Origin of the sequence: Streptomyces xylophagus, assembly GCF_000716435.1 — a bacterium.
Taxonomy (GTDB): domain Bacteria; phylum Actinomycetota; class Actinomycetes; order Streptomycetales; family Streptomycetaceae; genus Streptomyces; species Streptomyces xylophagus.
The window spans coordinates 431,977-458,354 of sequence record NZ_JNWO01000015.1; the positions used below are offsets into that span (position 1 = coordinate 431,977).

30 protein-coding genes are annotated in these 26,378 nt (G+C 69.5%); 13 read left to right on the plus strand and 17 right to left on the minus strand.

Going from position 1 to position 26,378, the window contains the following annotated elements; genetic code table 11:
• The first annotated feature begins 83 nt into the window (after nucleotides 1-83).
• The 3 genes from OO70_RS31210 (at nucleotide 84) to OO70_RS31220 (ending at nucleotide 2,787) form a co-directional block, all read left to right on the plus strand.
• Complete coding sequence (locus OO70_RS31210) at nucleotides 84-590, plus strand: SigE family RNA polymerase sigma factor (protein WP_043678404.1); 507 nt, start codon at nucleotides 84-86, stop codon at nucleotides 588-590.
• 10 nt (nucleotides 591-600) lie between these two features.
• Nucleotides 601-975 (plus strand): hypothetical protein, encoded by a 375-nt coding sequence (locus OO70_RS51370; RefSeq protein WP_051741769.1) that lies wholly within the window; start codon nucleotides 601-603, stop codon nucleotides 973-975.
• A gap of 294 nt (nucleotides 976-1,269) precedes the next feature.
• On the plus strand, nucleotides 1,270-2,787 hold the full coding sequence (locus OO70_RS31220; protein WP_043678623.1) for a dolichyl-phosphate-mannose--protein mannosyltransferase: 1,518 nt from the start codon (nucleotides 1,270-1,272) through the stop codon (nucleotides 2,785-2,787).
• Between the two features lie 36 nt (nucleotides 2,788-2,823).
• Here OO70_RS31220 and OO70_RS31225 read toward each other — a convergent pair whose 3' ends face one another.
• The 10 genes from OO70_RS31225 to zapE form a co-directional block, all read right to left on the minus strand.
• Nucleotides 2,824-3,570 carry a peptidyl-tRNA hydrolase gene (locus tag OO70_RS31225; protein ID WP_043678406.1) on the minus strand — a complete coding sequence of 249 codons (747 nt, stop codon included), beginning with the start codon at nucleotides 3,568-3,570 and terminating at the stop codon, nucleotides 2,824-2,826.
• A 119-nt stretch (nucleotides 3,571-3,689) separates the two neighbouring features.
• The gene (locus tag OO70_RS55485; RefSeq protein WP_199827441.1) at nucleotides 3,690-3,833 is read right to left on the minus strand and encodes a hypothetical protein; all 144 of its coding nucleotides are present in this window, start codon (nucleotides 3,831-3,833) and stop codon (nucleotides 3,690-3,692) included.
• 45 nt (nucleotides 3,834-3,878) lie between these two features.
• Nucleotides 3,879-4,721 (minus strand): polysaccharide deacetylase family protein, encoded by an 843-nt coding sequence (locus OO70_RS31230; RefSeq protein ID WP_043678409.1) that lies wholly within the window; start codon nucleotides 4,719-4,721, stop codon nucleotides 3,879-3,881.
• A gap of 65 nt (nucleotides 4,722-4,786) precedes the next feature.
• A complete protein-coding gene (locus OO70_RS31235; protein ID WP_043678411.1) occupies nucleotides 4,787-5,662 on the minus strand; it encodes a PPK2 family polyphosphate kinase in 876 nt (291 codons plus the stop codon).
• Between the two features lie 57 nt (nucleotides 5,663-5,719).
• Complete coding sequence (locus tag OO70_RS31240; protein WP_043678413.1) at nucleotides 5,720-6,274, minus strand: YbhB/YbcL family Raf kinase inhibitor-like protein; 555 nt, start codon at nucleotides 6,272-6,274, stop codon at nucleotides 5,720-5,722.
• Between the two features lie 9 nt (nucleotides 6,275-6,283).
• Nucleotides 6,284-7,084, minus strand: a complete 801-nt coding sequence (locus OO70_RS31245) for a slipin family protein (RefSeq protein ID WP_043678415.1) — start codon at nucleotides 7,082-7,084, stop codon at nucleotides 6,284-6,286.
• A gap of 100 nt (nucleotides 7,085-7,184) precedes the next feature.
• Nucleotides 7,185-8,642, minus strand: coding sequence for a SulP family inorganic anion transporter (locus OO70_RS31250; RefSeq protein WP_043678417.1), 1,458 nt, complete (start codon nucleotides 8,640-8,642; stop codon nucleotides 7,185-7,187).
• Between the two features lie 8 nt (nucleotides 8,643-8,650).
• Nucleotides 8,651-9,229, minus strand: a complete 579-nt coding sequence (locus OO70_RS31255) for a carbonic anhydrase (protein ID WP_043678419.1) — start codon at nucleotides 9,227-9,229, stop codon at nucleotides 8,651-8,653.
• Nucleotides 9,230-9,316: 87 nt separating this feature from the next.
• Nucleotides 9,317-9,715 (minus strand): hypothetical protein, encoded by a 399-nt coding sequence (locus tag OO70_RS31260; protein ID WP_043678422.1) that lies wholly within the window; start codon nucleotides 9,713-9,715, stop codon nucleotides 9,317-9,319.
• 154 nt (nucleotides 9,716-9,869) lie between these two features.
• Nucleotides 9,870-10,976 (minus strand): cell division protein ZapE, encoded by a 1,107-nt coding sequence (gene zapE / locus OO70_RS31265; RefSeq protein ID WP_043678424.1) that lies wholly within the window; start codon nucleotides 10,974-10,976, stop codon nucleotides 9,870-9,872.
• 37 nt (nucleotides 10,977-11,013) lie between these two features.
• Here zapE and OO70_RS31270 point away from each other — a divergent pair, with 37 nt between their 5' ends.
• The 6 genes from OO70_RS31270 (at nucleotide 11,014) to OO70_RS31295 (ending at nucleotide 15,892) form a co-directional block, all read left to right on the plus strand.
• The gene (locus tag OO70_RS31270; RefSeq protein ID WP_043678427.1) at nucleotides 11,014-11,808 is read left to right on the plus strand and encodes a pyrimidine reductase family protein; all 795 of its coding nucleotides are present in this window, start codon (nucleotides 11,014-11,016) and stop codon (nucleotides 11,806-11,808) included.
• 154 nt (nucleotides 11,809-11,962) lie between these two features.
• Entirely contained in the window at nucleotides 11,963-12,436 is a 474-nt protein-coding gene (locus OO70_RS31275; RefSeq protein WP_199827442.1) for an indole-3-glycerol phosphate synthase, read from the plus strand.
• 109 nt (nucleotides 12,437-12,545) lie between these two features.
• The gene (murC, locus tag OO70_RS31280; protein ID WP_043678430.1) at nucleotides 12,546-13,943 is read left to right on the plus strand and encodes a UDP-N-acetylmuramate--L-alanine ligase; all 1,398 of its coding nucleotides are present in this window, start codon (nucleotides 12,546-12,548) and stop codon (nucleotides 13,941-13,943) included.
• Between the two features lie 13 nt (nucleotides 13,944-13,956).
• Nucleotides 13,957-14,364: a peptide-methionine (R)-S-oxide reductase MsrB gene (gene msrB, locus OO70_RS31285; protein WP_043678432.1), complete on the plus strand. Its 408-nt coding sequence runs from the start codon at nucleotides 13,957-13,959 to the stop codon at nucleotides 14,362-14,364.
• 383 nt (nucleotides 14,365-14,747) lie between these two features.
• On the plus strand, nucleotides 14,748-15,281 hold the full coding sequence (locus OO70_RS31290) for an RNA polymerase sigma factor (protein WP_043678435.1): 534 nt from the start codon (nucleotides 14,748-14,750) through the stop codon (nucleotides 15,279-15,281).
• Entirely contained in the window at nucleotides 15,278-15,892 is a 615-nt protein-coding gene (locus OO70_RS31295) for a hypothetical protein (protein ID WP_043678438.1), read from the plus strand. Before OO70_RS31290 ends, OO70_RS31295 begins: the two co-directional genes overlap by 4 nt.
• A gap of 71 nt (nucleotides 15,893-15,963) precedes the next feature.
• Here the strand turns inward: OO70_RS31295 and OO70_RS31300 are convergent, their stop codons facing one another.
• Nucleotides 15,964-17,508, minus strand: coding sequence for a subtype B tannase (locus OO70_RS31300; protein ID WP_043678441.1), 1,545 nt, complete (start codon nucleotides 17,506-17,508; stop codon nucleotides 15,964-15,966).
• Between the two features lie 227 nt (nucleotides 17,509-17,735).
• Here OO70_RS31300 and OO70_RS31305 point away from each other — a divergent pair, with 227 nt between their 5' ends.
• Nucleotides 17,736-18,899 (plus strand): sensor histidine kinase, encoded by a 1,164-nt coding sequence (locus OO70_RS31305; protein ID WP_158711536.1) that lies wholly within the window; start codon nucleotides 17,736-17,738, stop codon nucleotides 18,897-18,899.
• A gap of 13 nt (nucleotides 18,900-18,912) precedes the next feature.
• Here OO70_RS31305 and OO70_RS31310 read toward each other — a convergent pair whose 3' ends face one another.
• From OO70_RS31310 to OO70_RS31330, 5 genes are all read right to left on the minus strand, one after another.
• Nucleotides 18,913-19,605 (minus strand): response regulator, encoded by a 693-nt coding sequence (locus OO70_RS31310; RefSeq protein ID WP_043678443.1) that lies wholly within the window; start codon nucleotides 19,603-19,605, stop codon nucleotides 18,913-18,915.
• Between the two features lie 74 nt (nucleotides 19,606-19,679).
• Nucleotides 19,680-20,507, minus strand: coding sequence for an ABC transporter ATP-binding protein (locus OO70_RS31315; RefSeq protein ID WP_043678445.1), 828 nt, complete (start codon nucleotides 20,505-20,507; stop codon nucleotides 19,680-19,682).
• 24 nt (nucleotides 20,508-20,531) lie between these two features.
• Nucleotides 20,532-21,308, minus strand: a complete 777-nt coding sequence (locus OO70_RS31320; RefSeq protein ID WP_043678447.1) for an ABC transporter permease — start codon at nucleotides 21,306-21,308, stop codon at nucleotides 20,532-20,534.
• Nucleotides 21,305-22,078, minus strand: a complete 774-nt coding sequence (locus tag OO70_RS31325; RefSeq protein ID WP_043678449.1) for an ABC transporter permease — start codon at nucleotides 22,076-22,078, stop codon at nucleotides 21,305-21,307. The genes OO70_RS31320 and OO70_RS31325 overlap by 4 nt, the downstream gene beginning before the upstream one ends.
• On the minus strand, nucleotides 22,075-23,040 hold the full coding sequence (locus OO70_RS31330; RefSeq protein ID WP_043678451.1) for an ABC transporter substrate-binding protein: 966 nt from the start codon (nucleotides 23,038-23,040) through the stop codon (nucleotides 22,075-22,077). Before OO70_RS31330 ends, OO70_RS31325 begins: the two co-directional genes overlap by 4 nt.
• A gap of 392 nt (nucleotides 23,041-23,432) precedes the next feature.
• On the opposite strand from OO70_RS31330, the gene OO70_RS31335 reads away from it, so the two are divergent.
• The 3 genes from OO70_RS31335 to OO70_RS31345 all read left to right on the plus strand — a co-directional run bounded on the left by OO70_RS31335 (nucleotide 23,433) and on the right by OO70_RS31345 (nucleotide 25,228).
• The gene (locus tag OO70_RS31335; RefSeq protein ID WP_043678454.1) at nucleotides 23,433-23,807 is read left to right on the plus strand and encodes a hypothetical protein; all 375 of its coding nucleotides are present in this window, start codon (nucleotides 23,433-23,435) and stop codon (nucleotides 23,805-23,807) included.
• Between the two features lie 207 nt (nucleotides 23,808-24,014).
• The gene (locus OO70_RS31340) at nucleotides 24,015-24,377 is read left to right on the plus strand and encodes an ArsR/SmtB family transcription factor (protein WP_043678456.1); all 363 of its coding nucleotides are present in this window, start codon (nucleotides 24,015-24,017) and stop codon (nucleotides 24,375-24,377) included.
• 191 nt (nucleotides 24,378-24,568) lie between these two features.
• The gene (locus tag OO70_RS31345) at nucleotides 24,569-25,228 is read left to right on the plus strand and encodes a DUF4142 domain-containing protein (RefSeq protein WP_043678457.1); all 660 of its coding nucleotides are present in this window, start codon (nucleotides 24,569-24,571) and stop codon (nucleotides 25,226-25,228) included.
• A gap of 9 nt (nucleotides 25,229-25,237) precedes the next feature.
• Here the strand turns inward: OO70_RS31345 and OO70_RS31350 are convergent, their stop codons facing one another.
• A complete protein-coding gene (locus OO70_RS31350; protein WP_043678459.1) occupies nucleotides 25,238-26,374 on the minus strand; it encodes a C40 family peptidase in 1,137 nt (378 codons plus the stop codon).
• Between the last annotated feature and the right edge of the window lie 4 nt (nucleotides 26,375-26,378).

Here is a 26,378-nt window from a genome sequence, read left to right on the forward strand (position 1 = left end):
ACCGGGGGCGATGACGCTGCGCCGCCCCGCGCGGTCGCGGTACACGCCGGTGTCGCCGGCTGGGAGGCAGGGGGTCGACTCTGATGGAGCAGTTGCGGGCCGATGAGTTCGACCGGTTCGTGGCGGCTCGGTGGTCGGCGTTGCTTCATCTGGCGAGGCTGCTCACCGGCGGAGACCGGCACCGGGCGGAGGATCTGCTGCAGGAGGCGCTGGTCAAGCTGTGGTTCGCGTGGCCGAAGGTGGCCGAGCAGGCGCCCGAGGCCTATGTGCGCAGGGTCCTGGTCCGTGCCGCGGCTCGCTCGGCACGGCGTCGCTGGTGGGGCGAGCACCCCGTCGACCAGCTGCCCGACCCGCCCAAGGTGGGAGACGAGACCGCGGCCGTGGACGAACGGACCCGGTTGGAGGCCATGTTGGCGCTGTTGCCGGCGCGGCAGCGGGCCGCGGTGGTGCTGCGCTACTACCAGGACCTGCCCGAGCAGGACGTCGCGAAGGTGCTGGGCTGCCCGGTGGGTACCGCCCGTTCGCTCACAACCCGGGGCGTCGCACGGTTGCGGCGGCTGCTGGCCGAGGCAGTCGAGTCGGTGGAGTGAAGAAGGAGCCATGGACCACTTCGAGCAGGGGCTGGCACGCATGATGCGAGACAGCCATGAATACGCACCCTACGAGGAGCGGCACCGAGTCCGCCTGCGAGCCGGTGTCCGTGCCCGGCAGCGGGTCCGGACGGTCTGGATGGCCACCGGATCCGTGCTGACCATCGCCGGACTCGCGGTCGGACTGACCCTCCTGGCGAGCCTGTTCGCTCAGGGTGGGCCCAACGGTCCTCAGCCTCGCCCCGTCACCTCCGCCGAGAAGGTCACGGGGCCGTCGACGGCCCGCCCCGCCTCCACTGTCAAGGGGGCGCCGATGCCGACACTGACCTCAACCGCCACCCAGGCAGCGACCACTTGGCCAGGTTCAACGGGTTCCGGTCAGTGACGGCTGACTGAGCCGGCGTGACCACCACCGCCCGCCCGTCGGCTGACCCCCGCGTGTCCTGCTCTCCACGAATGGAAAGCCCACCACGTGATTCATGAGAACACGCCCGCGTTGACCGACGACCCCCAGCAGGAGGCGAAGTCCCAGACGGTCTCCTGGGAGCGGCGGCTGCGTCGCTTCGGGTACGTCGAGCCGCCGCGCACGTCCGTACGGGACCGCCTGGTCGTGCCGTTTCCCGAGCCCGACGCGCGGCTGTGGCGCATGCTCGGGCTGTCCCCGGTGACAGCGGGCCGGATGGCGCGCTGGTCGGGATGGGGCGGGCCGCTGCTGGTGACGCTCGTCGCCGGGCTGTCGCGCTTCTGGCGTCTGGGCAGCCCGCGGGCCGTCGTGTTCGACGAGACGTACTACGGCAAAGACGCCTGGGCCTTGCTGCGGCTCGGCTACGAGAGCACGTGGCCGGACAGCAAGATCGCCGACCCGCAGATCCTGGCCGACCCTCAGGTGATCCCGCTCTCCGACACCGGAGCCTTCGTCGCGCACCCGCCGACGGGAAAGTGGGTGATCGCCCTCGGCGAGTGGATGTTCGGCCTCACCCCCTTCGGCTGGCGCTTCATGACGGCCGTTCTCGGCACGCTGTCGGTGCTGATGCTGTGCCGCACAGGACGCCGCCTCTTCCGTTCCACCGCGCTGGGCTGCCTGGCCGGCGCGCTGATGGCGGTGGACGGTCTGCACTACGTGATGAGCCGCACCGCTCTGCTCGACCTCGTCGTCATGTTCTTCGTACTGGCGGCGTTCGGCTGCCTGCTCATCGACCGGGACAGTGCGCGGGCCCGGCTCGCGGCAGCCCTGCCGGTCCAGGGGGACGGCCGCATACGCCCGGACGGACACACCGGCGACCGGGCAGGGACGGGAGCGCGGCCCTGGCGGCTCGCCGCCGGCTTCTTCCTGGGCCTGGCGGCCTCCACCAAATGGAACGGCCTGTACTTCCTCGCCTTCTTCGTGATCCTGACCCTGCTGTGGGACGTCGGCTCCCGCCGCGTCGCCGGGGCGCGTCGCCCCTACCGGGCGGTGCTGCGCAAGGACCTCGGCTGGTCGGTGATGTCCCTCGTGCCGGTCGCCGCCGTGACGTACTTGGCGACCTGGACCGGCTGGTTCGTGTCCGACAACGGCTACGGACGGCACTGGGCGGACGGCCGCGGCGGCACCTGGTCGTGGATACCGGCCCCGCTGCGCAGCCTGTGGCACTACGAGTACGGCGTCTACCAGTTCAACGTGGGGCTGCACACTCCCCACAAGTACCAGTCGAATCCATGGAGTTGGCTGGTCCTGGGCCGTCCGGTGCTGTTCCGCTACGAGTCACCGAAACCCGGGACGCACGGCTGCCGCACGACGGCCGGCTGCTCGGAGACGATCCTGGCCCTGGGCACACCGCTCCTGTGGTGGACGGCATGTTGCGCCCTCGTGTATCTGCTCCACCGATGGGCGCTGCGCCGCGACTGGCGCGCCGGTGCCGTCCTGTGTGCGGTGGCCGCCGGTTATCTGCCCTGGTTCCTGTACCAGGACCGCACGATCTTCTCCTTCTACGCGGTTGTCTTCGTGCCGTACCTGTGCCTGGCAGTGGCGATGACGCTGGGAGCCCTGCTGGGTCCGCCGGGCGCGACTCGCCGGCGCCGCACACGAGGTGCGGTGGCCGCAGGTGTGCTGGTCCTGCTCATCGCCTGGAACTTCATCTACTTCTTCCCGGTCTACACCGGGCAGACGATCCCGTACGCCGACTGGCACGCCAGGATGTGGCTCGACACGTGGGTCTGAGACCGGGCACGACCGGGGTGCCGAAGCAGCATCCGGTCACGTACACCGTGGACGCGCGAGAGAGCTGACACGGTGGTGTCCCTCGACCGCGACGGTCAGTCCGGGCGCGATCTCCGTGAAGCCCGCGTCGCGGACCAACGGCCGGTCGGTGCTAGTGAGTTCGGCCCACTGGGCGGGGGCGGCGGTGCGGACGGAGAGCGGGAAGCCCGCCTGCCGCCAGGCGGTGCGGTCCTCGTCCGACAGTTCCCACCAGGCCAGTTGGGCGCCGTGGCCGGTCTGCGCCATCGTCTTGCCGGCGGACATGTCGAGGTCGGGGTTCAGCCAGAGCACCGGTGCCGTCGGGTCCGCGTCGGCCGGCGGTTCGGGGTCGTCGAGGTCGGTGCCGGAGACCTGGAGCCGGGCCAGATCCTTGGGCCAGCCGTCGAGCGGGACGGGCGGAAAGACCCGTACCTCCGCCGACTTCCCGGTCACCGTGATGCCCGGCAGCGCCTCGGCCCGCCGCCACTCGGCCCCGCGCGCCCGCCGGACCACCTTCCGGATCCGCGCGTCCTGCCAGTCCCGCATGGCCTGCGCCCACTCCCCGTCCCCGACGGCCCGCTCGTCGCTCAGGATCGTCAGCACGGCCCGGGCGGCCGTCTCCAGCGCGTCGGTACGGGCCGGGGGAGCGTCGCGCTCGATCCGGACGACCAGGGGCAGCACGAACTGCGGGGCCTCGTCGCGCGCGGTGCGCTCGTTGCGGAAGGGGTCGACATCGTCGCCGGGAACGGTGGAATCACTGGTCACGTCCTCCAGTCTGCCAGGCGCAAGATCGACCCTCCCGGCGTGGGGAGGACAGGACCGGGAGGACGGCGCGGGCAACGTGAACTACAGCTACGGCTACGGCTAGAGGTGTCGGCCGCCGCTCACCCCGAACAGGCGGTGCGCTGTGCCTCCTGCCACTCGCAGACGGGGCACAGCGTGATCCCCTTGTACGACTCCGGGTACTCCGTCGGCTCCCGGCACAGCACACACTCCGCGTACGCCGGCGCCGGCTCTTCGTCGCTCATGCGACCAGCGTACGAGGAGTGCGTGGACGTCAGCGGTGCCGGTCCTCAGCGGTGCCGGTCCGCCGCCCCGATCAGCTCGGAGACCTTCACGAACCGGTACCCCTTCTTCCGCAGCTCGGGCACGATCATGCGGACGGCCTTCTCGGTGGCCGGGGCGGCGCTGCGCGTGCAGTGCATGACGACGACCGAGCCGGGCCGCACACCCTCCAGTACCTGCTGCGCCACGGCGTCCGAGTCCGTCGCGAACGCGTCGCCGCTCACCACGTCCCACTGCACCGCCGTGACACCGACCGCGCTCAGCGTCTTCAGCGCCTGCCGGTCGTAACAGCCGCCGGGGAAGCGGAAGTACGGCATCGCGTTCGGCACGCCCGCCTTCTTGAACGCGGTGTACGCCCGCTCCACATCCGCCTTCATCCGGTCCGGGGCCACGGTCGGCAGGCCGTAGCAGTCGCCGGTGAAGGCGTAGTGGCTGTACGAGTGGTTGGCGATCTCAAACTGCGGGTCCCGTCCGATGGCGCGGGCCTCGGCCGGGTACTCGTCGGCCCACCGGCCCGTCATGAACACGGTCGCCGGCACCTTCAGCGCCCGCAGCGTGGCGATGAGCTGCGGATTGTCGAAGTGCTCGCCCGCCGCCGCGCGCGGCCCCTGATCGGCGGTCATATCGGCGTCGAAGGTCAGCGCGACGGTCTTGCCGTCGACCCGGGGACCGTTCTTGAAGACGGGGGTCAGTCCGGCCGGGCCGGGCGCGAGGGTGGGCGGCCGCGAGGGAGCGGCGGAGGGCGCGGTGGGCGCCGGACGGGTGGAGTGGGGCGCCGAGGGGGCCCCGCAGGCGGTGAGCGCGGCGCCGAGTGCACAGGCGGCGGCGACTCGTCGTACTCGATTGGTCACCGTAGGAACATAAGATAATAAAAGGTGCTCATCGGTCATCGACACGGGTGGGTGGCCGTGGCCGGTCAGCCCGAACTCAGCAGCCGCTCCCGGCACTCCTCCACATCGAAGTCCCCCTTCGGGTACTGCGGATCCAGCGCTGTCAGGTGTTCCAGGAGGAGGCGGCTGATGGCCCAGTTGCGGTACCACTTGCGGTCGGCGGGGACCAGGTACCAGGGGGCCCCCGGGGTGGAGCAGCGGGCGAGGGCGATCTCGTACGCCTCCTGGTACGCGGGCCACAGCGCGCGTTCCGCGATGTCGCCGGGGTTGAACTTCCAGTGCTTGTCGGGGTTGTCGAGGCGTTCGAGCAGGCGGCGGCGTTGTTGCTCGTAGGAGATGTGGAGGAAGCACTTGACGACGGTCACGCCGTCGTCGGTCAGGGACTTCTCGAAGCGGTTGATCTGGGTGTAGCGGTCGTTGATCTCGCGGTGCGGGGCGAGTTCGCGGACGCGGGCGATGAGGACGTCCTCGTAGTGGGAGCGGTCGAAGATGCCGATCTCGCCGGGGTGGGGGAGGGCACGTCTGATGCGCCAGAGGAAGTCGTGCTTGCGCTCTTCCGGCGTGGGTGCCTTGAAGGCGCTGATCCGGCAGCCGGAGGGGTTGAACAGGCCGATGACGTGCTTGACCGTGCCGCCCTTGCCGCTGGTGTCCATGCCCTGGAGGACCAGGAGCAGGCGGCGCCCGTCGCCCGCCGTGCTCGCCGCCCACAGGCGTTCCTGCAGATCGGCCAGGTGTTCGCCCATCCGGGCGGTGTCCTTGAGTCCTGCGGCCTTGTCGGCGGGGCCGCCGGGGGTGCCTGCGGCGTCGTAGGAGGAGAGGTCGACCGGCCGGTCGGCGGGGACGCGCAGCAGCTCGGTGAGGCTCTTCTTCCCGTTCTCGCGCTTCGCGCCCTTCTTGGCCATGGGACACCCCTTCGGTCGGCTCCCTCGATCCTGCGGCGCGGGGGCGGGCCCCGCCAGTCAGCGCCCGTAACGGCCGGTCAGCGTGCCCGAGGCGAGGGTGTGGCCGGTCAGGGCGCGTCGTACGTCGTCGGGTGAGGCGTCGCCGGCGAGGGTGAGCTTCCGGTCGCTGGCGTAGACCGAGAGGACGTAGCGGTGGGGCGCGGCTCCCTTGGGCGGGCACGGGCCGCCGTAGCCGCTCTTCTTGAAGCTGTTGCGGCCCTCGGTCGCGCCGAGTGGTGCCGTTCCGGCCGTCAGGCGGGTGTCCCGCGCGGGCACTCCCCACATCAGCCAGTGCGTGAACGTGCCGTGCGGAGCGTTCGGGTCCTCCAGGACTACGACCAGTTCGGCCGCGTCGGCCGGGACGCCGACGAAGGCCAGGGGCGGGGACACGTCCGAGCCGTCGCACGTGTATTGGCGCGGGATGGTGCCGTTCTCGGTGAACGCCGCACTCGTGACCGCGATCCGCTGCGAGGCGCTCGGCGTGGGCACGGACGGGCCGCCTCCGTCGCCTCCGCATCCGGCGACGCTCCCCAGCGCGGCGGCCACCGCGACGATCACGATCCTCGGGCGCATGCCGCCACGCTACTGCTCCACGGCGGGCGGCGGAGGGGGCTGGGGTGGCCCCGGCTGTGCCCGTTCCAGGAAGCGCAGCAACTCGACCGGGAAGGGGAGTACCAGTGTCGAGTTCTTCTCGGCTGCCACTGCAACTACCGTTTGCAGCAGGCGTAGTTGGAGAGCGGCCGGTTGTTCGGACATCTGCGCGGCGGCCTCGGCGAGTTTCTTGGAGGCCTGCAACTCGGCGTCCGCGTTGATGATCCGGGCCCGGCGTTCGCGGTCGGCCTCTGCCTGGCGGGCCATGGAGCGTTTCATCGTCTCGGGGAGGGAAACGTCCTTGATCTCGACACGGTCGATCTGCACGCCCCAGCCGATGGACGGACTGTCGATCATCAACTCCAGGCCCTGGTTGAGCTTTTCGCGGTTGGAGAGCAGGTCGTCCAGGTCGCTCTTGCCGATGATCGAGCGCAGCGAGGTCTGTGCCATCTGCGAGACGGCGAAGCGGTAGTCCTCGACCTTGATGATCGCGTCGGTCGCGTCGACGACCTTGAAGTAGACGACGGCGTCCACTCGGACGGTGACGTTGTCGCGGGTGATGCCCTCCTGCGCGGGAATGGGCATCGTCACGATCTGCATGTTGACCTTGCGGAGCTTGTCCACGAAGGGGACGACCATGGTGAAGCCGGGTGCCCGCACCTCGCCGGCCACCCGCCCGAGGCGGAAGACGACCCCGCGCTCGTACTGCTTGACGACCCTGGCCGCCGCCGCGATGTAGACCACGCACGCGGAACCCGTCGCCGCGCCCGCCACCAGCAGTTCCTGGAGCATCCTGACCCCCTAGCGGAGAGGTCTTTTGTCTGCTCCTGCAAGGGTATGCCCGGCGCCTGCCCCGGGGCCACGATCGCCCCGGAGCGGGCACCGGCCTTCTCTATGCGGCCGTGACCTTCACCGGCTCGGTACCGGCCGCGCTGTGCCGCTCGGCCCAGTTCTCCAGTGCCGTACGGCAGGCGTGGTCCAGGTGGTGCAGGCCGGAGAGGTGCAGTTCGACCGGCCGGTCCTGGGGGAGTGCCTCCAGGCTGTCGAGGATCTTCGGCAGCCGCAGGAAGGTCGCGTTGCCCGACAGATACGCCTGGACGGGGCCGGCGCCCTTGTCGACGACCTCCAGTTTGATGTGCGAGGCCTCCCACGCCGTCTTCGCGACGGCCAGCGCGAGGCCGATGAGGACGCCCTCGAACATGCTGACCGCGACGATCGACAGCGCAGTGACGACCAGGATCAGCGCCTCGCCCCGGTGCTCGCGCCACAGCGACACGATCTCCCGGACGGGGATCAGCTTGGCGCCGGCGTGCACGAGGATGCCCGCCAGGGCCGGGATCGGGATGTACGCGAGGACGTCCGGCAGCAGGGCCGCGAACAGCAGCAGCCATACGCCGTGCAGCACCCGGGACGCCTTCGTCCGCGCGCCCGCCTGCACGTTCGCCGCGCTGCGCACGATCACCGCGGTCATCGGCAGCGCGCCGAGCAGCCCGCACAGCGCGTTGCCCGCGCCCTGCGCCACCAGTTCCTTGTCGTACTCGGTGCGCGGCCCCTTGTGCAGCCGGTCCACGGCCGCCGCGCTGAACAGCGACTCCGCGGACGCGATCAGCGTGAACGCCACGATCGTGCCCAGCACGCCCACCTGCGCCAGCTCACCGAACGCGCTCAGCGGCGGCGGCTGGAGCGAGCCGAGCAGCCCCTGCACCTCGACGGTCGCGACCGGCAGCCCGAGGACGAGTGCGGCGAGGGTCGCGAGTCCTACGGCGGCGAGCGGACCCGGCACCGTGCGGACCTTGGCGGGCAGGCGCTTCCACAGGACCAGTACGGCGATGGTGGCGGCGCCGAGCGCGAGCGAGGCCAGCGCCTTCGTGTTCCCGGCGGCGTCGACGAGCGTGCCGGGCAGCTCGGCTATCTTGTCGAGCCCCGAGGCGGGGGCCTTCGCCCCCGCCACCGAGTACAACTGCCCCGCGATCAGCACCAGTCCGATACCGGCCAGCATGCCCTCGACGACCGAGACCGAGATGGCCCGGAAGTAGCGCCCCAACTTCAGGACGCCCATGAGGATTTGAAGCACTCCGGTCGTGAGCACGATGACGCCGAGGGCGGGCAGTCCGTACTCCCGCACCGCCTCGAAGACCAGCACGGTCAGACCGGCGGCGGGACCGGACACCTGGAGGCTGCTGCCCCGCATGAATCCGGTGACGATCCCGCCCACGATGCCGGTGACCAGGCCGAGTTCGGCCGGCACACCGGAGGCGACGGCCACGCCCACGCACAGCGGGAGCGCGACCAGGAAGACGACGAGCGAGGCGGCGAAGTCCTGCCGCAGGTGAGGGTATTTGGTCAACATCGGCGCGCTCACAGGGCCTTGAAGGCGTCGGTGGCCGGGTCGTGCACCTGGACGGCGCCGGTGTGGACCTCGTAGAACCAGGCGTGCAGGGACAGTTGACGGTCCTTCAGCTTCTTCTCGACGTACGGGTACGAGCGCAGCCTCAGCAGCTGCGTCAGGACGTGGCTCTGCACGCCTTCGGACACGGCCGGGTCGTCGACCGTCCCCTCCGGCTTCGGGGTCGCGTGCGTGAGCCAGTCGCGCACGGCCGGTACGGCGGTCAGGTCGTCGCCGCGCACCAGGGCGCCGACGGCGCCGCAGTGCGAGTGGCCGCAGACCACGATGTCGGAGACGCCGAGGACTTCGACGGCGTATTCGATGGTGCACGCCTCGCTGGTGGGGTGTTGGGAGGCGTACGGCGGGACGATGTTGCCCGCGGTGCGCAGTTCGAAGAGCTGGCCGGGGCGGGCGCCCGTGATCAGGGCCGGGACGACCCTGGAGTCGGAGCAGGTGATGAACAGGACCTGCGGGGACTGGCCTTCGGCGAGTTTGGCGAACTCCTCAGGGCGTTGTCCGAACGTACGGGCGTTGTCGATGAGGGGCTGCATGGCGTGTGGACTCCTCCTGGCGCGCCCTCTGGGCGCGTCGGGCTTGCATGACAGTGTGCGTGGGGGAACTGACTGCCTGCTTCGCTCTCAGCAGCGGAAGACCTGAAGTGCCGCCGGAGAGTGTGCTGTTGAGGATCTCGCTGTGCGGTGGTGCGCCGCGCCGGGTGCCACCGGTGTGTGCGCGCCCGCCGGGTCCTGCGTCAGCGGGGGGCGCTCGGGCGTCTCGGGCCCGCAGTCGGCGGTGCGGCAACGGTCGCGCAGGCGCAGCGGGACGGTGGGGGTTCCGGAGGCGCCGCAGTCGCGGAAGGTGATGGTCTCGGTGTGCGGGGCCTTGCCGCTGAGCTTGAGAACGGGCTGTGCTTTGGCCTCCGCATGACGGGCTGTGTGCGCGGATGCGAAGGATGCCGTGGGTGCGAAGAACTGGAGGGCGAGCAGGACGGCGGTGAGGAGCGTCACGACGGTCCGAGCCGTCTTACCTCGGAACATACGCCCCCCTTCAGCCAGTTCATGTTTCTCGTACAGACCAAGGCCAGGTCAACGGCTGGTCAAGAAGAACGGTAGCCCAGTGAAGTTGTTTGCAGGGTTAACGGAGCGTTTCCGATGGAAGAGAGCGTGAAAAGCGTGCTTGGGCTGGCGTGAACTATGCGGTTTCGACGAGGCCCTTGGCGTCCCGGGCCAGCGCGGTGAGGCGGGAGATCGCGCGGAAGTACTTCTTGCGGTAGCCGCCGTTCAGCATCTCCTCGCTGAACAGCTGGTCGAAGGGCAACCCCGAGGCCAGGACGGGCACTTCACGGTCGTAGAGCCGGTCCGCGAGGACGACGAGCCGCAGTGCGGTCGACTGGTCGGGTATCGGCTGGACGTCGGTGAGGCAGACGGCCTTGAGGTCGTCGGTCAGGGCGCCGTAGCGGCTGGGGTGGACCTTGGCGAGGTGGGCGAGGAGGTGCGGGAAGTCGTCGAGGGAGGCGCCGGCGGTGGCGTACGCCGCCTTCGTCACCTGCTCGTCGGAGAACGGGGCCGGGGCTTCCGGCAGCCCGCGGTGGCGGTAGTCGTCGCCGTCGATGCGCAGCGAGCGGAAGTGCGCGGACAGGCCCTGGATCTCGCGCAGGAAGTCGACGGACGCGAACCGGCCCTCGCCGAGCTTGCCCGGCAGCGTGTTGGAGGTGGCGGCGAGTGCCACGCCCGCGTCGACCAGCTTGCCGAGCAGGGTCGACACCAGGACGGTGTCGCCCGGGTCGTCCAGCTCGAACTCGTCTATGCACAGCAGGCGGTGGCCCGACAGCGTCTGGACCGTCTTCTGGAAGCCGAGCGCGCCGACCAGGTTCGTCAGCTCGACGAAGGTGCCGAAGGCCTTGAGCGCGGGCTCGGCAGGGGTCGCGTGCCAGAGAGAGGCCAGGAGGTGGGTCTTGCCGACGCCGTAGCCGCCGTCGAGGTAGACGCCTCGGGGGCCCGCCGGGGTCTTGGGTGCCCTGCCCTTGCCGAAGCCGAGGAAGCCGCGCTTGGCGGTGCCGGCGGCGTGCGCCCCGCCGAGTCCGGCGGCGAAGGTCTCCAGGACGCCGACCGCCTCGGTCTGGCTCGGCTGGTTCGGGTCCGGGATGTACGTGGCGAAGCGCACGGAATCGAAGCGCGGCGGCGGCACCATCTCGGCGACCAGCCGGTCCGCGGGGACGTACGGCTCACGGGCGCACAGGGACAGCGGGGCCGCGTCTGCTATCGGGCTGATCCCGGAGGCGGCGGAGGAGGATGACACGGTTCATCAGTCTAGAGGGCGTGCCAGACTGCACGACATGCGACGCCTGTTCCCTGTGACCGACGAAACAGCAGCCCAGGCCTCGAACGGGGTCCCCGATGCGCGTGTGACCGACTGGGAGTGGGGGCTTCCGGAGCTGGCGGAGGCATACGCCTACCCCGCCGCCGACGGCCCCTGGCTGCGCGCCAACATGGTGTCCACGCTCGACGGGGCCGGTCAGCACGAGGGTCGTTCGCAGCCCATCTCCGGGCCCACGGACATGCGGATCTTCGGCACCCTGCGCGCACTGGCCGATGTGGTGGTGGTCGGTGCGGAAACGGTACGCCAGGAGGGTTATCGGCCCGCACGCGCGCGTGAGGAGTTCGCTGCGGCGCGGGCGGCGGCGGGACAGGGGCCTGCCCCCGTGATTGCGGTCGTCACCGCGAGCCTCGACCTGGACTTCTCGCTTCCGTTGTTCGTCTCGCCCCTGGTGCCGACGCTGGTCCTGACGGGCGCGCAGGCGCCCGCGGACCGGATCGCGGCGGCCGAGAAGGCGGGCGCCCGGGTGGTGGTCGCCGGTGACGGCGCCGGAGTGGACCCCGCGCGGGCCGTACAGGCGCTCGCCGCACTGGGGCACACCCGATTGCTGACCGAGGGCGGGCCGCGGCTGCTCGGGCAGTTCGTGGCCGCCGGGGTGCTCGACGAGCTGTGCCTGACCGTCTCGCCGATGCTCGTGGCGGGGGACGCGCAGCGGATCGCGGGCGGGCCGTCGGTTAAGGTTCCTCAGCGCTTCGAACTGGTGTCCCTGCTGGAAGAGGCCGGGTTCCTGTTCGGTCGCTACCGTCGCTCCTGAGAACGGGCGGAATGATCCGTTCCGTTTGGCTTTCGACGGGCACACTAAATCCGGCAGTACCCGTGCGATCACGGGGCAGGATGGTTTCCGCAGGGCCTTGACGGCCCACGGAGGAGAGAGGGCCTGCGGGTCCTCGAAGGAGAAGGGGCGCCTGGTGTTCACAAGCGTACTGATGATCGAGAAGGCCCTTACGTCCGCCGACGTGGAGTTCGTCACCACCTTGCACGGTGACGAGACCGTCTCCTTCCACGTGTTGCTCCAGCCCCGCGGCGACCAGGCTGACCGCCTGCTGCGGGCCATCGACGACGTCGCCCTCGGCGAACTCGACGAGGCGGCACACGAGCGGGAGACCCCCGAGGGCAAGGACGCGGCGGCACTCGGCGCGCAGGCGCTGTCGGTGTCCCTGGACGCCCTGCACGCGGCGGGCAGCGAGGCGGAGGGCCGGCTGATCGAGGACCACCCGCTGGACGCGCTCAAGACCCTGGTCGACGAGATCGGCGCGGACGAGGTGATCGTGCTGACCGACCCCCACTACGTGGAGGAGTTCTTCCACCGGGACTGGGCGTCGCGGGCGCGTCACAAGGTCGGCGTACCGGTGCTGAAGCTGTTCTCGCACAGCAAGGAGTAGCGGGCGGGGAGCGGCGGGCGGGTGTCCGTGATTGTCGGTGGCACCGAATAGGCTGGCCGCCGAACGTCCGCCGTATCCGTACGGAACCAGCACGCACAGGGAGACACACATGGCACCCGGCCTTCCCACCGCCATGGACCGACCGCACTTCATCGGCATCGGCGGGGCCGGGATGTCGGGGATCGCCAAGATCCTCGCGCAGCGCGGGGCGAAGGTGGCGGGCAGCGACGCCAAGGACTCCGCGACCGCCGACGCCCTGCGCGCCCTGGGTGCCACCGTGCACATCGGGCACGCGGCGGAGCACCTCGCCGACGACGCCACCTGTGTGGTCGTGTCGTCGGCGATCCGCAAGGACAACCCCGAGCTGGCCCGCGCGGCCGAGCTGGGCATCCCGGTCGTCCACCGTTCGGACGCCCTGGCCCGACTGATGGACGGGCTGCGTCCGATCGCCGTCGCCGGCACGCACGGCAAGACGACCACGACGTCGATGCTCGCGGTGTCGCTCACCGAGCTGGGCCTGAAGCCCTCGTACGCGATCGGCGGCGACCTGGACGCCCCGGGTTCGAACGCGCTGCACGGCGACGGCGAGATCTTCGTCGCCGAGGCGGACGAATCCGACCGCAGCTTCCACAAGTACGCGCCCGAGGTCGCGATCGTCCTCAACGTGGAGCTCGACCACCACGCCAACTACGCGTCCATGGAAGAGATCTACGAGTCCTTCGAGGCCTTCGCGGACCGGATCGTGCCGGGCGGCACGCTGGTGATCTCGGCGGACCACGAGGGCGCGCGGGAGCTGACGCGCCGGGTGTCGTCCGGTTCGGGCTCGGTGAAGACGGTGACGTACGGAGAGGCGGAGGACGCCGACGTACGCATCCTGTCCGTCGTCGCGCAGGGTCTGAAGAGCGAGGTGACGGTGGTCCTGGGCGGTGCGGAACTCACCTTCACCGTCTCGGTCCCCGGCCGCCACTACGCGAGCAACGCGGTCGCGGCCCTCGCCGCCGGCGTCGCGCTCGGCATCCCGGCGGCGGAGCTCGCGCCCGCGCTGGCCGCGTACACCGGCGTGAAGCGGCGCCTCCAGCTCAAGGGCGAGGCGGCCGGCGTCCAGGTGATCGACTCCTACGCCCACCACCCCACGGAGATGACGGCGGACCTGGAGGCGATGCGCGCGGCGGCCTCCTCGTCGCGGCTGCTGGTGGTCTTCCAACCCCACCTGTTCTCCCGCACCCAGGAACTCGGCAAGGAGATGGGCCTGGCCCTGGCCCTCGCGGACGCCTCGCTGGTCCTGGACATCTACCCGGCCCGCGAGGACCCGATCCCCGGCGTCACCAGCGACCTGATCATCAAGGCCGCGCGCGCGGCGGGCGCCGACGTGACCCCCGTACACGACAAGGCGGACGTGCCCGAGGCCGTAGCGGGAATGGCGAAGCCCGGTGATCTCGTTCTCACCATGGGAGCGGGCGATGTGACAGACCTCGGCCCGCGAATCCTGGACCGTCTCGCGAAGTAAGGGGCTGAGCTGCATGGCGTACGACGTCGAAAAGCCGGACGAGGAATGGCGCACGGAGCTGAACCCGGCCGAGTACGCGGTACTGCGGCAGGCCGGCACCGAGCCGGCCTTCGTCGGCGAGTACACCGACACCAAGACGAAGGGCGTCTACTCCTGCCGGGCCTGCGGCGCCGAACTCTTCACCTCCACGGAGAAGTTCGAGTCCCACTGCGGCTGGCCGTCCTTCTACGACCCGAAGGACACCGACGCGGTCGAACTGATCCAGGACCGCTCGCACGGCATGGTCCGCACCGAGGTGCGGTGTGCTCGGTGCGGGTCGCATCTCGGCCACGTCTTCGAGGGCGAGGGCTATGCGACGCCGACCGATCAGCGGTACTGCATCAACAGCATTTCGCTGCGGCTGACGCCTGACGAGGCCTGAGCCGGTCCGCGGCGGGAGCCGCGGACCATGCGACACGGGCTGCGCTGCCGCCACCTGCCGGTGATGACAGCGCACCTGATGGGCGGCCTGGGAGATCTGTCTCCGTCAGGCTTGGTCAGCCGAGGGCCTGTTTGTTTGTACGTCCAGCCGCCGGAGCCGATGACAGTGGCGGGTGAGCCGATCGCGCTCCTGTCCCGGCCCGAGCAGGTTCACGCCCACGTTGTGCGGGCCGAGGGCTGGCGGCCCGGCGGCGAGTTCGTCACCCACACCCGCAGGACGCGCCGCGGGCCCATCCATGAGCACACCGCAGCCGCCGGCACCGGCCGATCCGGACAAAACGCCCTTGTTGAAAGGGGCGGGACGGTGTCGGACATGGACGGGGCGTGGAATCCATGACGGAACAGGAGACCCGTCGGCTGCGACGGGCACGCTTCGAAGGGCTGGCGCAGGTGGTGACGGCGCCCCTGCACCGGTATCTGTTGCGACGCACGGCCCCTGGCATGGTCGAGGACGTCCTGTCCGAGACGATGCTCGTGCTGTGGCGTCGTATCGACCATGTCCCCGGGCTCAGAGACGGGTCCCTGCCCGATGGCGATGACGTGCTCCCTTGGTGTTACCGGGTTGCGCGGGGCTGCCTGGCCAATGTGCCGCAGGTGGCGGTGCCCGTGGTCACCGATCACAGCGACCTGCATGCCGCACTGGCCGCACTCGGGGAATTGGACCGCGAGGTGATTCGGCTGTGGGCGTGGGAGGAACTGGCCCCACGGCAGATCGCCGAGGCGACCGGAATGACGGCCAACGCGGTGAGCGTGCGCTTGCACCGGGCGAAAAAGAAAATCGCCGAACAACTCCAGTCGGGGCGAAAGAAGGCCGAACTCGCCGGACACAAGATGAGTGAAGGAAGGAGCGGTCAGTGAATGACAACGAGTTGCTGACCCTACTGAGGGATGCGGACCCCGCATTGACCTCACGAGCTCCGCTGCCGGACACCAATCGTCTTGTGGAGGCTGCCATGAAGAACAACTCCGTAACGTCGTCGGAAAACACCGACTTCGACACCACGACTCCCGCCGTGAACATCTCCGTAGGAAGGGGGCGTCAGCGTTTCTTCGGGATCGCGGCGGCTGCCGCGCTGCTCCTGGGCGGTGGTATCACCGCGGGAATCACGGCGAATTCCGGAAACGGCCACTCGACCGCAGTCGTCAAGGAGCTCACCCTTACCGGGAGCAACCGAAAGTGCCAGGCACCCGTTCCCGACCAGCTGAGGGGTTATCCGACGTTTTTCTACGGAACGGTCACCTCGGTGAAGGGGCCGCTGATCACCCTCCACGTCGACCATTGGCTGCACGGCGGCGGCAGTCGCACGATCCTGGTGAGCAACGACCCTGACTTCCCGGAGAACCTGACCTTCACGGTCGGCCAGCATTACATGGTGGCCGCCGAAAGCGACGGTTCCATTCCTTCGTGCGGTGCGAACTGGGTTTCGGACGAGACCTGGTCGCAGTTCACCGACGCGCCCGTCAAGTAGCGTCACGGCTTCGGCCACCCGGTCCCGAGCACCACGACGAATTCATCTCGCCGCGGTGCTCGGGACCACCCTCATCCGGCGGTGTAGCCGGTGATCTCGCCCATCCACTTGATCAGGTCGCCCGGATCCTCGTTGGCGCCGTGGCCGCCGTCCCAGTACATCTTCAGGTTGACGTCGTCGCCGAGGTTCTGCGTCTTGAGGGCGAGGTTGGTGATCGCGGTCAGGGAGTGCGTCGTGTCACTGGTGCCGATCCGCAGCCACCAGTGCTTCGCCCGCCGGGGGTTGCGCTCCTCCAGGTAGGTCATCGGGTTGGTCAGCCTGACCTTGTGCGGGATGTCGCGGTCGACCGTGGCGGTCTTGTCACCGGTCGCGTACCGCAGGCCGAAGGTGGTGAAGTGCCGGGAGACGTGGGTCTCGTCGCCGAAGTAGCCCGGCTCCGGCTCCGACAAGGCCTTGTCGTCGAAGGCGGGCACGGGACGGGACCGGGCGATGTGCGCGATGTATCCGTCCCAGGAGAAGGTCGCCTTGTCGCCGGACCACGTGATGAACGGGTTGGCGGCCAGATAGGCCGTCCGGTCGGCCGCGGAGAGCGCCCGCAGATGGCTGGTCGCGGCCGGCTGTACGTAGTTCTCCAGCAGGTACCGGTCGTAGTTGGCGGCCGTCACCCGGCCGAACCGGCCCACGCCGTGCAGGCCGAGCGAGGCCTGGTACTCCGCGAACTGTGCGGTCAGTTGCCTCGAGGCCGTCTGGTCGACCAGCTCGCCGTTCAGCTCGGCCGAGCCGTACATCCACTCGTAGGCCTTGTCGGCGTTGCCGAGGTCGATGATCGGGCAGAAGACGGCGGAGGCGAACACCGCGTCGCTCGCCTCGGCCGCGCCGATCTCCCGGAGGTAGGAGTCGAACACCGGGCTGCCCACCGAGGCGCCCATCATCGAGGAGAAGTTGCCGCCGGCGCTGCCGCCGTTGGTGATGATCTTGTCGGGGTTGCCGGGCAGCACCCCCTTGTTCTTGTGGACGTACCGCAGGGCCGCCTTCAGGTCGACGAGGGCTGCGGGAGCCTTGCCGTAGTACTTGCCGTCCTTGACGTTCTCCCTTCCGCGCGCGCCCGAGGTGACCACGACGTAGCCGGCCGCGAGGGCCAGTGCCGAGTTGTCTCCCTGGTCGCCCGCTCCCGGCGGCAGCGGGGGCCTGGTCGTGGGCGACGCGGTCGGGGTGGCGCTGGGGTCGGACGATGAACTGTCGCTCGGGGACGGGCTCGCACCCGGGAAGCCGCCGCCGGTATTGGTGCCGCCGGGCGTGCCGGAGAGGAAACCGCCGAGCGGGATGGAGAAGAAGATCGGTGCGTGGGAGGCGTCGACGGCCCGCCCGTCGATCTCGACCGGCTGCTGGACGTTGAGGCACTGGTAGGTCGGGTCCACGGGGTTGGCGACGTAGACGATGTTCTCCCAGAACCGGTAGGTGACGCTCTTCTCGGCACCGTCGGCCGTCGTGATCGTCTTGGTCGCCGTGGTGTAGGAGTCCTTGGGGAAGGTCAGGGTGCCTCCGGTCGAGGCCGCCGCGTTCTGTGCTCCGCCGTAGTTCAGGACGGCGGTCGCTCCCGCGGCGGTGGCTGCCATGCCGGAAAGGAATATTCGGCGCTTCACATCAACATCCTTGTCGGGGTGCGGGTTTGTGTGACCAAATGGGGGAAGTGATGGATTCAAACTTCCTTCGGAAAGCCATTTCCCGCGTCCCCTGAATGCCGTCTCTCGCGCGTACGGTGACCGCCGTACTGTGCCTCGCGGTATACGGGGGTCGGGGTAGGTTGAACCATCGATGGCGCGATACGGCGGGGATGGTGAGTGTGCTGGACGGAATACGTGGCCGGGTGCTCGGCAATCCGTTGCTCGTCGACGGATTGCTCGCCCTGCTGTGGGCCGCCCTCATTGTCCCGGCGTTCTTCAGGATGGGCGTCTCGGTGTGGCCCGCCACTCTCTTCACGCTGTTGTCGGCGGCACCGCTGGCGGTGAGGCGGAGTATGCCGGCGGTCGCGCTCGCGGGGACGACAGTCGGCTACCTCGTCGCGCTGCTGTGGATGATGGAGCCGGGCCCGGGAATCGTGTGCTGTCTGGTAGCCCTGTATTCCGAGGCCGTGTCCGCCCCGCGCACCCGCGCCCTGATCACCGGCGCGATCGCCGGAACCCTGATCCAGGTCTTCACTCTGATCGTGACCGGGGTGCGCGTCTTCGATCCGGCCAACCTCATGCTGATCGCGTGGCTCGGTGCGGCCGTCGCCGTCGGTGACGCCACCAGGAACCGCCGCGCCTACATCCAGGCCATCCAGGATCGCGCCCTGCGAGCCGAGCGGACCCGGGAGGCGGAGGCGTCACGGCGGGTGGTCGAGGAGCGCCTGCGGCTCGCCCGCGACCTGCACGACATCGTCGCGCACAGCATCACGGTGATCAACTTCCAGGCCGGAGCGGCTGCCCACCTGCTGCGCCGGGAGCCCGAGGCGGCAGAGGCGGCCATCGAGCACGTCATCACGGCGAGCGGCAGCACGCTCGCGGAACTCGGCACCATGCTGACCGTCCTGCGTCAGCCCGACGGTGAGACACCGCTGCCGGAGCCCATGCCCACCCTGGACCGCCTCGACGATCTCCTCGACGGCTTCCGTGCCGCCGGCCTTGCGGTCGACATACAGCGCGGCGACAGGAGCTTCGGCCTGAGTCCGGCCGTCAGCATGGCCGGCTACCGCATCGTCCAGGAGTCGCTGACGAACGCCTTCAAGTACGCCACGCCCCGCACCGCGACGGTCCGGCTGTCCTTCGCCGCGCACCGGCTCCGGGTCTCGGTGGTCAACCCGGTGACCCGCACCGAGGATCGGCGGCATTCCCAATGGGGCACGGGGCGTGGCCTGTTGGGTCTGCGTGAGCGGGCCGCGTCCGTCGGTGGTCGGCTCGACATCGTGGAGGGCCGCGAGGAGTTCAGCGTGGACGCGTTCCTTCCCGCCCTTCCCGCGAAACCCTGAACTCCGGTTCCGGCTAGCGTCCGGCGGCTGCCGGACGGACGCGGACGAGCCCTGTCTGATAGGCGACCACCACGAGCTGGGCCCGGTCCCGGGCGCCGAGTTTGGCCATCGCCCGATGCACATGGGTGCGGACGGTCTGACGGGAGATGACCAGGTACTCGGCGATCGCCTGATTGGACATTCCCTCGGCCACCAGCGCCACGATCTCCCGCTCCCGGTCGGTGAGTTCGGCCAGTTCGCCGAAGAGGGCCGTCGGCGGTCCGTCGGGCAGGGAGAGGTATCTCGTGATCAGGGTCTGGGTGGCCTTGGGCGACAGCAGCGCCTCGCCGCGCGCCGCGACCCGGATGGCCTCCGGCAACTCCGCGGGACGCATCCCCTTCCCCAGAAAGCCGCACGCCCCGGCCCGCAGAGCCTGCAGGACGTACTCGTCCACCTCGTAGGTGGTGAGGATCACGATGCGGACGCCGTCCAGGGCCGGATCCGAGGCGATCTCCCGCGTGGCCGCGAGACCGTCCAGCTCCGGCATACGGATGTCCATCAGCACGATGTCCGGAGTGGTGCGGCGGACGACCTCGATGGCCTCGCGACCGGTCTCCGCCTCTCCCACCACCTCCAGGTCGTCGGCAGAGTCGATCAGAATGCGGAACCCGCCCCGCAACAGAGCTTGATCGTCGGCGATGACGACCCGGATCGTGGCGTCCTTCATACCGCCACCCTACGGCAAAACGGAGATTGCATCTCCGTTACGGCGGCCGTGATCCGGAGGACCGTCGGCCCGGCTCAGCCGGCCGGACGCCCGTCGCCGTCCGGTGCGGCCGCCGACGTGGACGCGTCCGCCCGAGCCGCCCGCTTCGCCGCCTGGATCTGCTCGTAGACGTGCGTGCGCAGTTCGGTGAAGCGAGGGGAGACCCGGGTGTGCAGCTGGTCCCGTTCGTCGGGCAGGTCGATGTGCAGCTCGTCCTGTACGACCGTCGGTGAGGCGGAGAGGACGATGACCCGCTCGCCGAGGTAGACCGCCTCGTCGATGTCGTGGGTGACGAACAGGACGGTGATCCCGCGCTCCTGCCACAGGACCCGTACCAGGTCCTCCAGGTCGGCGCGGGTCTGCGCGTCGACGGCCGCGAACGGCTCGTCCATCAGCAGGACTTGAGGCTCGTAGGCCAACGCCCGTGCGATCGCCACCCGTTGCTGCATACCCCCGGACAACTGCCAGGGATACGCGTCAGCCGCGTCCGGCAGCCCCACCGACCGCAGGGCGTCAGTGACGAGCTCCCGGCGTTTCGCCTTCGGCAACCCCTTCTCCTTCAGGGGGAGTTCGACGTTGGCGGCGACTCTCATCCAGGGGAAGAGGCTGCGACCGTACTCCTGGAAGACGATCGCCATTCCGGGCGGCGGGCCGGTCACCGGTACGCCGTCGAGGAGCACCTCTCCGGAGGTCGGGGTGAGCAGTCCGCCCATGCACTTCAGCAGGGTCGTCTTGCCGCAGCCCGACGGGCCCACCAGGCAGACGAGTTCACCGGCCTTCACCGTGAAGGTGAGGTCGCGGACCGCCTCCACCTGCCGGCCGGACCCCTGGTAGGTCTTCCGCAGGCCACGTATGTCGAGCATGGTTCGCCCTTTCGCGATGTTCATTCACGACCGCCGGGTGGACGCGCGCAGGCCGTGGTACCAGCCGAGCACCCGGCGCTCGGCGAAGTGGAAGGCGACGGAGAGCAGGAAGCCGAGCAGGCCCAGGAGCAGGATTCCGGTCCACATGTCGGGGATGGCGAAGCTGCGTTGGAACTGGACGACGGTGAAGCCGATGCCGTTGTTCGCCGCGAACATCTCGCTGATGACCATGAGGATGATTCCGATGGAGAGCGCCTGGCGCAGGCCGGCGACGATCTGCGGACTCGCCGAGGGCAGCACCAGGTGGCGCAGCCGCCCGACACCGCGGAGGTGATACGAACGCGCCGTCTCCAGCATCACCGAGTCGACCGCGCGCACGCCCTCCACCGTGTTGAGGAGGACCGGCCAGACACAGCCGCTCGCGATCACCACGATCTTCATCGTGTCGCCGATGCCCGCGAACAGCATGATCACCGGTACCAGCACCGGCGGTGGCACGGCCCGCAGGAACTCCAGCACGGGCTCGCAGAAGGCCCGCACTCCGCGATATGAACCGATGAGGGTGCCCAGGCCGACGCCCACGAGGCCCGCGAGCGCGTAGCCGCCGGCCAGGCGCAGCACGCTGGGCACCACGTCCGAGCGCAGGCGCTCGCCGGTCCACACCGAGGGGAAGGTGCGGAGGATCGTGCGCAGCGGCGGCCAGAACGGGTCGGTGCTCCCGTCCGACGCGGCCCACCACAGCCCCAGCAGCACCGCGGGCAGCCCCACCGCGAACAGCACCTGCCGTGTCAGCGCCTTCACAGTACGGTCTCCCCGCGTACGGACTGATGCCAGGCCAGGGCCCGTCGCTCCACCGCGCGGGCCCCCAGGTTGATCAGGAGACCCAGGACCCCGGTCACCGTGATCAGCGCGTACATGTGGGGTACGGCCTGCGACGCCTGGGCGACCGCGATCAGCGAGCCGATTCCCGGTGCGCCGATGACCAGTTCGGCCGTGATGGCCAGCACCAGGGCCACCGCCGCCGCGAGCCGGATCCCGGTCATGACGTAGGGCAGGGCGGTCGGCCACATCACGTGCCGGACGCGCGCCCAGGTCCCGAGACCGTACGACCGTGCCGTCTCGTCGGCGACGGGGTCGACGTCCTGGACGCCGTACAGCACCTGGACGAGCACCTGCCAGAACGACGCGTACACCACCAGCAGCAGCACCGAGCGCAGTTCGGTGCCGTACAGCAGCACCGCCAGGGGGATCAGTGCCACGGACGGGATGGGGCGGAGGAACTCGATGGTCGACGACGTCGCTTGGCGCAGGAACGGTACGGCCGTGATGAGCAGGCCGCAGAGGATGCCCGCGCCCGACGCGATCGCCAGGCCGATCACCCAGCCGGTCAGGGTGTCGCCGAGCGCCGACCAGAAGGCGCCGTCGCCGAGTTCGTCGCCCAGCGCGCCCGCGATCCTGCTCGGCGGCGGGAAGTAGTCCGCGCTGACCAGGCCCAGTCGCGGTACGGCCTCGCCGAGGGCGAGGAAGGTGGCGAGCCCCGCCGCGCCGAGGAGTGTGTTCGCGTTCCTCACGGCAGCAACTTGTCCAGGTCGGGGGCGGTCTTGAACAGCCCGTCCTGCTCGCCGAGTTTCTCCAGGGTCTCCACCGAGGACCGGCTGATGTCCCGCGGCCACTTCGGCAGCGTCACCTTCGACAGGACGGAGGCCGGGATCTGGGTGTAGGTCGCGACGATGTCGCGGACCTCGTCGGGGTGGCTGTTCGCGTAGGTCAGCGCCTCGGCCGTGGCCTGCTGGAATTTCGTCACCACAGCGGGGTTCTTCGCCGCGTACGCCTGCGAGGTGAAGTACATGGCGACGGTCAGATCCTTGGCGACGTCCACATACGGTGACGCGATCTCCACGCCTCCCGCGTTCAGGATGGTGGTCAGCGCGGGCTCGACCGCCATCGCGGCGTCCACCTGTCCCTTCTCCAGGGCGGCGGGCATCTGGTCGAAGGCCAGCTCCACGAACTTCACCTTCGACGGGTCCCCGCCGGCCTTGCGCACGGACTCGCGGACCGAGGTCTCGAGGATGTTCTTCAGCGTGTTGACGGCGACCGTCTTGCCCTCGAGGTCCTTCGCGGACTTGAGGGAACTGCCCTTCTTGACGACGAGCGCGCCGTAGTCCTTTCCGTTCACGCCAGTGGTCGCCACCCCGTTGGAAACCGCCTTCACCTGTACGCCGTTGCTCTGCGCGATCATCAGCGACGTCGTGTTGCTGAATCCGAACTGGAACTGGCCGCTGACCACGCCAGGGACGATGGCCGAGCCGCCCTGCGCCGTGGTCATCGAGACGTCGAGACCGTATTTCTTGTAGATCCCCTGTTTCTGGCCGAGATAGATGGGAGCCACGTCGACGATCGGAATGACCCCGACCTTGACTTTGGTGGTACCGCCGCTCTCCGATGCGGAGTCGCCGGAATTCCCGGACGATCCGCAGGCGGTTACCGCGAGCAGAAGTGAGGCGGCGGCGATGCCGACGAATAGGCGTTGCATGGTCTGTCCTTCAATGGGATGTGGCAGGGCGAAAGACGAAGGTTCATGAAATGGCGTCGGGTCCGACGTGCCAAAGGTGTCGTCCGCGGCCCACCCGCACATCCCCCGGGCACCGTCACTGGGCCGTACGGCAGCCGCCGTACGACGGGCGAGGGGTACGTTCACGGCCGTACCGGGCCAAGACCCGGGAGTTCAAGGGCCAGGCGTCAACTTCCGTACCGGTCGGGCCAGTTCTGGACCATCAACAGGTCCCGTCGTGGTGTTGTCCGATCGCCACGGGTCAGTCCCGAAGAGATTCTCCGCGAGTGAGGGCCGCGTGCGTACGGTCCCGACACCGAGGCGGGTCGGCAGCGCCGGTCCGCCGCAGTCAACGGAAGACAAGGGGAGGCATCGTGGCCGGTGTGGAAGTGTCGCTGAAGGAGATGATGGCCGGCATCGAGGGGGCGTTGGGGGCCGCCGTCGTCGACTACACCAGCGGGATGGCGCTGGGCACCCTGGGCGGCAGCAAGACCCTGGACCTGACGGTCGCCGCGGCCGGGAACACGGATGTGATCCGGGCCAAGGTGCGCACCATGGAGCAACTGGGCCTCAAGGGCCAGATCGAGGACATCCTGATCACGCTGGACAGCCAGTACCACCTGATCCGTCTGATCACGGGTCGAAACGGCAACGGCATGTTCCTGTACCTCGTGCTCGACAAGGCCCGCTCGAACCTGGCGATGGCCCGCCACCAGCTCAAACGCGTGGAGGGGGCGATCGAGATCTAGTCCGGCCCGCCATGCGGGGACCACGCCTGCCCCTGATGTGAAGACTTCTTCAACTCATCACATCAGCATGGTCACAATGTGCGGTCGTGCGGGGCCCGGGGCGTGAAGGATCGGCTTCCGAGGGCGGCTCGCGGTGTGGGACCGCCCTCGGAAGCCGTCACATCCCGCGAGCCGCACTCCCACCCACCCGGCAAGGAGCGAGCGTCCATGCAGGTCCCCCTCTACCAGGTCAAGGCGGACTTCTTCCGCATGCTCGGGCACCCCGTACGCATCAGAGTGCTGGAGCTCCTCCAGCACGGGCCGGTGTCCGTACGGGACCTGCTCGCCGACATCGAGATCGAACCCTCCAACCTGTCGCAGCAACTGGCCGTCCTGCGCCGGTCCGGCATCGTCGTCTCCATCCGGGAAGGCTCGACCGTCCGCTACGCGCTCGCCGGCGGCGACGTCGCCGAACTCCTGCGCGCCGCGCGCCGCATCCTCACCGAACTTCTCACCGGACAGAACGAGATCCTCGCCGAGCTGCAACAGGCGGACGCCCCCGAGCAGCAACCGCTGCCCGCACGTCGGTGACGTCCGGGGAAAGGTTCCACGCGACCACCCGACCTTCAGCCGGGATGCCGGACACTGATCGGCTTTGCGAACCCGTTGCGAACCCAAAAGGTTCCGGGGGACCCCGCATCCGTACTCATGTGTGTGCGGTTGCGAACCACCGGACAGGAGACACGGTGCTCGTTTCACGGAGAACGGCGGGAACTCTCTTCGTGGGTGGTGCGCTCAGCGTCACCCTCGGATCGGTCCTGTACCCCGCGATGCTCGGAGTCCAGAAGGTCGACAATGCGCCCGAGCGGGTCATCGCCACCCCGGCGAGCGGACCGCTGACAGAGGCCGACCGGGATTTCGTGGTCAAGGTGCGCTCGGCCGGATTATGGGAGTACCCGGTCGGTCAGCTGGCGTTGAGGAAGGCCACGACGAAGGCCGTCAAAGTCGCAGGGGAGCACCTGATCGACGGGGATGCCTCCCTGGACGCCGCCTGCCGTGCGGCCGGCGGCAAGTTGGGTATCACCCTGCCCAACCAGCCGTCGCCACAACAGCAGGGCTTCGTGGCCAGGTTGAAGGCGGACAGGGGCAAGCAGTTCGACACCGACATGGCCACCCTCCTGCGCGCGACGGACGGCCAGTTCCTCTCCACGATCGCGAGCGTCCGCACCACCACGAGGAACTCGCTGGTCCGTGCCCTGGCCGACCGGGTCAACGACATCGTCCTGGACCACCTCGCGGTCCTGGAGAAGACCGGTCTGGTCGACTTCGACCAGGTTCTCCCCCAGGAAACCGCCCCGTCCAAGCTCCCGGCCCAGGAACTGACCCCGCCGCCCCCCGTCGCGACACAGCCGCAGGTCGTTCTCACCCCGTCGGCGGGGTGAGGCTCCGCGTCAGCAGGTCGGTACGTCCAGCCAGGCCGGGCCCTTGATGTAGATGTTGGTCATCCAGGAACCGTCCGTCAGCTTGGACCAGGCGTCGTTGGTGTAGCCCTCGGCCGTGACCTCCTGGGCGTGTGCCTGGCAGACGACGTTGACCGTGGTGGGCTGGGCGAAGTAGTCGACCACGCCGGCGTTGACGTTCGGCTGGCTGTGGGTGCGGACGCCGGTGCCCCAGGTCTGGAAGGGCTTGCTGCCTCCCGAGGGCGGCGGGGTGCTGCTGCCGCCGCAGTCCGGGATGCCGGGCAGCGAGGCCGGGCCCTTGATGTAGATGTTGGTCATCCACGAGCCGTCGGCCAGCTTGGACCAGATGTCGTTGGTGTAGCCCTCGGCGGTGACGGTCTCGGCGTGCTCCTGGCACTGGACGGACACCTGGGTCGGGCCGGCGAAGGTGTCCACCACGGCACCGCGCGTGCTCGGCGTGGCGTGGGTGCGGACGCCGGTGCCCCAGGTCTCGAAGACCGTACCGCCGTTCGCGGGTGGGGGAGTTGGCGTGCCCGACCCGTTGATCCGGATCGCGCCCGCGTAGTCGCCGCCGGTGCGGACGGAGGCGACCCGGATGTGGGTGCCGGACTCGTACGCCTCGACCATCTGCCCGTTGCCCAGGTACATGGCGACATGGTGGATGTGCCCGCTGCCCCAGAACATCAGGTCGCCCGGCAGCAGCGGGGCGGTGCCCTGCGCGGCGGAGAAGCGCGCCGAGGCCTGCGAGCTGTGGAACTGGTCGTTCGCCGTGCCGTTGAGTAGGTCCTTGCCAGTGGCCTGGTAGTAGGCGTAGCGCGTCAGGCCGGAGCAGTCGAAGCCCTTGCGCTCGTTGTCGTGGAGGCTGTCGGGGTCCGAGCCGTCGTAGTAGCCGTAGCTGGCGCCCGGCGTGGCCGCGTGGCCACCGCCCCAGCTGTACCAGACGCCGATCTGCGAACAGGCGGCGTTCACCGCGGCCTGCGCGGTGGCCGAGGCGCCCGGTGCCAGGACACCGCAGGTGGCGTCCTGCGCGGCCGCGTGGGCCGGGGCGGAGAAGAACGCGGACAGGGCGAGGACCGAGGCCCCCAGGAGCGCGCCGCTGGTCCTGCGGCGCGTGCTGCTGGTGTTCAAGGAA